Annotated in this window: 5 protein-coding genes; all 5 read right to left on the bottom strand. The window is 41.9% G+C overall.

The features are described 5' to 3' along the window. Positions 1-168: 168 nt before the first annotated feature. Positions 169-1254 carry an ABC transporter substrate-binding protein gene (locus tag OA79_RS04305; protein ID WP_063331969.1) on the bottom strand — a complete coding sequence of 362 codons (1086 nt, stop codon included), beginning with the start codon at positions 1252-1254 and terminating at the stop codon, positions 169-171. A 242-nt stretch (positions 1255-1496) separates the two neighbouring features. Next, positions 1497-3464 carry a methyl-accepting chemotaxis protein gene (locus OA79_RS04300; RefSeq protein WP_063331968.1) on the bottom strand — a complete coding sequence of 656 codons (1968 nt, stop codon included), beginning with the start codon at positions 3462-3464 and terminating at the stop codon, positions 1497-1499. Positions 3465-3788: 324 nt separating this feature from the next. Next, positions 3789-4565, bottom strand: a complete 777-nt coding sequence (locus tag OA79_RS04295; RefSeq protein WP_063331967.1) for a helix-turn-helix domain-containing protein — start codon at positions 4563-4565, stop codon at positions 3789-3791. A 271-nt stretch (positions 4566-4836) separates the two neighbouring features. Next, the gene (locus OA79_RS04290; RefSeq protein WP_063331966.1) at positions 4837-5844 is read right to left on the bottom strand and encodes a porin; all 1008 of its coding nucleotides are present in this window, start codon (positions 5842-5844) and stop codon (positions 4837-4839) included. A 412-nt stretch (positions 5845-6256) separates the two neighbouring features. Next, complete coding sequence (locus tag OA79_RS04285) at positions 6257-6487, bottom strand: hypothetical protein (RefSeq protein WP_063331965.1); 231 nt, start codon at positions 6485-6487, stop codon at positions 6257-6259. Positions 6488-6489: the final 2 nt, after the last annotated feature.

Here is a 6489-nt window from a genome sequence, read left to right as displayed (position 1 = left end):
AATGAGTGGAGCTCATCGATGCTGAGAAGTAACTGTTGAATAGACACAAAAAAAATCCGATTAAGAAAGCTTAATCGGATTTTCTGAGGCTATTCAATTAAATTCAACCCTTAAGTGAACAGCATTAGCCAACATTGGCCCCTTTTTATCATCCCTCAACACGTCCGATTATTTCAGACTTAGTGTGAAAGTCCCTTCCGGCGTGACGGGCAAGTATTTCTCGTAAAAATCAAAGTAAGCTTGCTCTGGATTCAGGTCAGCAAACAACTCTGGGTACATCGCCTTGGCATAAAAAGCAATCATGGCACTGTCCATAATAGTTCGGCACGCACCGTGATAAGCACCAAACATGCGATTGTTCTTCACCGCAGACAAACTTGCCCAGCCTGTACGCTGTTTAAACCCTTCCAAGCGCTTCAAGGCTTCTTCTTTCTCCACCCCTTGGCCCATAATCATCGCGTCAGTAGAGTTTGCAGACTCATAACCTGTCATCACAATCACATCGGGATTAGAAGCAATGACTTGCTCAGGGTTAAGCTTGCCCCACCACTCTATGAATGGCGCAGAAATATTATCGCCACCCGCCATAGTGGAAATGGCACCCCACATGTTTTTACCAAAGGTGTAACTCAACTCACTGGGTCCCATTGAACCAAACTCGGTGTAGATTTTGGGTTTTGGTAAATTGGCTTCGGCCAAACGTTTGCTAATGCCTTCAACACGCTCTTGATATTCTTTGGCAATTTTGGCAGCACGCGCTTCTTGCCCAGTTACCACACCAATTAGCTCTGTACTCTTCAGATGACGCTCTAAGGTTTGTGCATTGTAATCCACTACCAAGACAGGGATTCCAGCGTCTTGAATACGCTCCACATCCGTTCCTAGACCTTTAAACTGCCAATCCGCTAATAACAACAAATCAGGGCGTAATGCGATGACCTTTTCCACTGAAAACGTTTTCGTATCAACACGGCCAATACCAGGAATGTCTGCTAAGGATGGACGGTGTTTAACGTACATATCCCAATTGGCTGGGCGAGCTTGCCAAATGTACTTGGACATTCCAACCACATTGTCATAAGCCGCTTCCGTCCCGATGGCCATGTAATCTTCAGGATAAAAACCGACGATTACCCTTTGTGCTGGACTATTGAAAGTCACATCACGGTCAAGTACATCTTTTACCGTTACCTGATCGGCCCATACCAAGCTCACCATCATGGTGAACGCGAGTGCGATGAACGATTTAATCATATTAAAACCTTTTACAACTGAATTTTGATTTGCATATGATAATCGTTATTACTTAAATTAAAAATAGAATACCCCGTGTTACCAAGCTTATTTTTCACTTATTTCGCGGCCAGACAGCGACACTCTGCCATTCTTCTTATAAAGGCTCATAAAAAAGACCATCCAAATGGGATAGCCTTCTTAGGGGGACTTCATCTACATAACAACAGCCGCCAAAAAACACTTACGTTTCAAAGCAAACACTACTCAGTACGAAATTTCGCCACCATCTCACGCAACTCGTTACCTAATACATCCTGACTGGCGCAAAGCTTAGCCACATCGCCTGAAATTGCTGACACTTGCTGTGCTGAATAGCTGATATCAGTAATGTTCTTATTAATGTCCTCCGTAACCGCTCTTTGTTCTTCTGCTGACGCGGCAGTTTGCATGGTCATATCACGCATTTGTTTAACCACTTGTTCAATCTGTTCAAAAGACTCCAATGCCTGATCCGATAAACTAATGGCCGTTTCTGATTCATTCAAACTTGTCATCATAGAATCCGATGCTTGTTTCGTCCGACTGGCCAACAAGTTCAAAATACTACCTATCTGTTCCGTCGACTCTTGCGTTCGTCCGGCAAGGGTTCTCACTTCATCAGCGACAACGGCAAAACCACGACCTTGTTCACCCGCTCGGGCGGCCTCAATGGCGGCATTCAAAGCCAACAAGTTGGTTTGCTCAGCAATGTCCTGAATCGTAGAAAGAATCTGATTAATATTGGCGGTTTCTTTGGTTAACTCAGTAATGATGTCATTCGACTCTTTTAGTCGTTGACCGAGTCGATTCACACCATCGGCACTGCCTTTAAGTAAATCCTTACCCGCCACCGTGGTTTCCAGTCCCTTTTCCGAAAACTCAGCAGAATGCGTACAGCTTTCCGCTGCATCACTTGATGCAATCACCATTTGCTGACCCGCTTCAACAATCAACTCAATGGAACGCAACTGTTCGCTCGTTGAGGTGGCTACCTCACTGGCTTTTTGAGAGGTTTCCGCTGAAACCTTGTCCATTTTTTGGCTAGACTGCTTAATTCCGACGATTAACTGACGAGTCGAATCAATGAATTGATTAAACCAATTCGACAACACCCCAGTTTCATCTTTAGACTGAGTTTCAATTCTCGATGTTAAATCCCCTTCCCCTTCTGCCAAAATTTTCAAATGATTTGAAACCGACTCAATCGGTGTCACCAAACCTTTAGAAATAACAAAAGCGACCAATATACACAGTAACAAAAGCAACACACACACGATGACGGTGGTTGTAATCAGTTCATTGGTACTGGAGTAAATTTCTGCGGTGGGCATCAAACCCACAAATTTCCATTGTAAATTAGGCGACGTCATCACATTGGCGTAATAGTCTTTACCGTCTAAGGTAAAATGCAACATGCCAGCCGAAGCCTGGGCAATTTGTTTGTAAGCATCCCCTTCTAACTCACTTATTTTTTTGAAGTTATTTTCTGGATGAATCGCATCCACTAGCACAGTACCGGTGTTTTCGATCACCATAATACTGCCAGACTCGCCTAGCTGTGTTTTAGTTGCCATGTCTGTTAGCGTCTTAATCGACACATCCACCGCGACCACACCGCCGACTTGATTGCCTCTTTGATAAGTACGTACAGCGGAAACGTAAACCGCATCGTCCGGTTCCCAGTAATACGCCTCACGTAATACGGTTTTGCCGTTGTTTTCTATACCAACCGAATACCATGGGCGCTTCTTTGGATGCCACTCAGCGTAGCCATAGGTTCCAGGCCATTCAGAGTAGCCACCACCTTGGTCTCCCATGTAAACATAAACAAAGTTAGGGTTATTGTTACCAACGGCTTCAAATAAATTATATAAGTCGGCTTCGCGTCCACCATTTTGACTCGCGACGTCTTTTGGTGCCTTCCCTTCAGTTTCAAAATACGTGGTTAATGGCTTGGCATCCGGGTCTTTCACAGCATCGCTTTCAGACAGAAAGCCAACGGTGTATTTGATGTCTTTAATGAATTGGTCAAAAGTCTTTTCAACCGCCCCCAAGGTTTGTCCGCTGCTTTTTGAGAAGCTTTCAAGCGCTTGGTTAGAAGCAAGGTAGCCAGTAATGGAACTCACTATGAGGATAGGTAATAAAGTGGCAAGTGAAAACGCAATTAACAATTTTGTTTTAATTTTCATAAAGATAGATCCAAATATTATTTAAGTAACATTAAGATATTTAAAAAAATCATCAGTTAGAATCAAATAACATCAATTGCGTAATAACTAACTCACATCTTAACGACAGAACGCTTCACATTGACGGGCAATTAAAAGCGTCTTTAAAATCCTTTATCACTCTCTATTTTTATTTTTCACTTCACTAAAATACTGTATTACTCACAGACAGACCATAGTCTAATTACAAATCATAACGAATATAAACACACCCAAAAGACCAAAAAAAAAGACCAAATAATATGGTCTCTTGAATTGAACATAATGTATCTTGGGAAAACGAATTTAAGGCATATTCTCAACAATTTGAATCGTCGCCTCTTTTAAGATCGGAACGATTCTTTTTTCTAAATGTGACAGCTCGATACTGCCCTGTGGCCAAGTCAATGACAAGCACCCGATCAGTGTGCCATCACTCTCACTAATAGGCACAGCGATAGCCTCTATGGGCAATCCATTAACACTTCGGCTATTGTAATATGAAACTTGTTGAGCACCGTAACCCAAGAGTTTAGTTTGCTCAATCATCTGGCTTAACCAAATACCATCATGCGCTAACTTACCTTCTTTATTAGGCAGTTTCCTCAAGGTATGAATGACATCTGCTCTCTCATCACTGTTACAAAAAGCCAGAAAGCAACGACCCACGCCAGAATAAAGGAACTCTGGCCGACACAAAGAGGATCGATTAAGCAGAAAGGATGTACGATTACGCGTGGTTTCTACCAACTTCATTCTGTCCCCATCTCGAATCGCAATATCAGATGGCCAATTCAGCCTCTGATAGAGATCATCCAAAACAGGAGCGCCAGCCTCAGCCAAACGAGCTTCTTGAGATTTAGGCTGAGTATCTTCAAGAACAGAAGAAGATAAACTGTATTTGTTTTCACTAAGAGACTTTACCACCCAACCACTCAGGCTAAGGGTTTTCAGAATTCTCAATAATGTTGCTTTGTTTATACCTGTGCAGCGTTGCAATTCAGAAAGAGAAAGTGGGGACGTTTTTTGGAGCTTCTCCAACACTTGCATCGCTCGTGTAACAGAATCAATTGCTTTTACCATAGTGCTAACCATTTAAGCATCAGGAGATATCGTTTATCGATGCACACTGCATCGATAATAAGTTGAACAGGACAATGGTGTTCACCTTATTTTAAACATCTCACCTATTATTTTTATTAGGACCAATACTAAACGTTTAGCGCAAAACAAGGTCATTCAAAAAATAGGAATCTTTCGTGGTTTTTGAGATAAAAAACCGTTCAAGTAAAAGGGGAGTAATACTTGAACGGCTTCTCAGGATCAATTTAAACGATTAAAAAACAACCAATAATTAATAGCTTATATTGACACCTAACGCGACGTTATCTGCTGTGATGTCATAATTAGCCGCTTCCGCCCAAAACGCAATGTTTTTGCCAACCTGCTTCTTAAGTTGAACAACCGTACCATCGTTGTCATTCGCATCGACATCAGAGTCCTTATTATAGAAACCAGCGGCAACGGAATAACCGCTGTTAAGATAGTAACGAGCCGTGACACCTAAAGTATTGTAGTCTCCTGCCGTACCAAATGTGTCGGCATTCATTTCATAGGTAGCACCGAGATCCAGCTTGTCAAATTTATAACCAGCGGTCAGCGCAGAACGAATGTAATTTTTGGACGCACCAGCCATGCCTTTGCTGACAATGACCTGGCCCGCTCCTAAGTTCAAATTGCCCGCGTTATAAATAATGCGATACGCTTTGGCATCAATGTCATCGCCGTTATTCTCATTTAACGAAATGGTCGCCAGAACCAATTTGACGCCCATAAATTTAGGAGACGCCCAAGCAATCACATCATCACCTTCAGAAGGCTGCCCGAAAAGCGTATTACCCGTTGTAGCAGCACCGCCTGAATGCGCTTCATTGTATTCGAATAGGTCTACATTAGAATAAAGCTCACGGTTTTGCCCACTGGTAATTCGCGGCGCGAAGACAAAAGCACCGTATTCCGTTGGAAAGACAACATTCGCTTCTTTAATATGAATATCTGCCTCGCCTTGCTCGTCAGAAGGTCCTGTGTCGAAACTATTAATCGCATCAGAAAGGTCTGCTTTAAGGTTATACACCATGGTAAATTCTTTGGCTTTGACTACCCCATTCACACCGACTTCGGCTTCAAACGCTTCTGGGTCAAAGTCTTTATCTTCAACACTTAGCACCCCAATACTTGTCAAAAAAGTAAAGTTGGGCTTATTAACAACCACCTCTGAATCATCTGCCGCGGAAGCCGATTGAGCCATTAGAAATGGTACTGACAAAGTCATTGCTAACAAGTTACGTGTATATTTCATCATCAAAATGCCCTTTTTTTAATAATTGTTTTATAGAACATCTGCAGGTTATCAACATTGTTTCATAACAAAACAATGTGTTTCACCTAGTGAAATACATTATTGCTTTTAGAAATACCGGACAAAATTTAAAAAAAAATGGACAAAAATGATAAACAATCAAATTGCTTAAGGTGCAAATAGGAGCGCAAGATGGGCGCTATAAACCTATTACAAGCAGTCCGCAGTAGGCAAGTTAATGAACCTAAGCTTTGGTTGGCTTATTGCTTTAATAAACCGACTAAAATATCGAAGGCTGATCTGTCGTTTCTTAGCTAAAGACACAGCTAATCTCACGCCTTAGCGTTTATGTTATCGCTATAGAAGATTGGGGATGAGTTCCAATGAAAGTAATAAAAGAATAGACACAGAAAAATTAAACAAACGCCGCCATTACCTTAGAAACCTCTGGCAATATTGTCGTATTGTCTTTTTGCATTTCAACACAGAGATCTTTTACAAAAGACACTTGCTCTGGATACAACTGTAACCAAGACAACACGGAGGACTGAACCTCTGCCAAACTTTGCTCTTGTTTAACAGGCGCTCCTAGAGCGATGAGTCTTTCTTTAAAATCCACTTCATCAATCAAATCAACAATCATCATAC

The sequence above is a fragment of the Marinomonas sp. TW1 genome (genome assembly GCF_001625355.1).
In the GTDB taxonomy this organism is placed as follows: domain Bacteria; phylum Pseudomonadota; class Gammaproteobacteria; order Pseudomonadales; family Marinomonadaceae; genus Marinomonas.
Note: the sequence above shows the minus strand (reverse complement) of the source record. Positions and strands in the feature narration are given on the sequence as shown.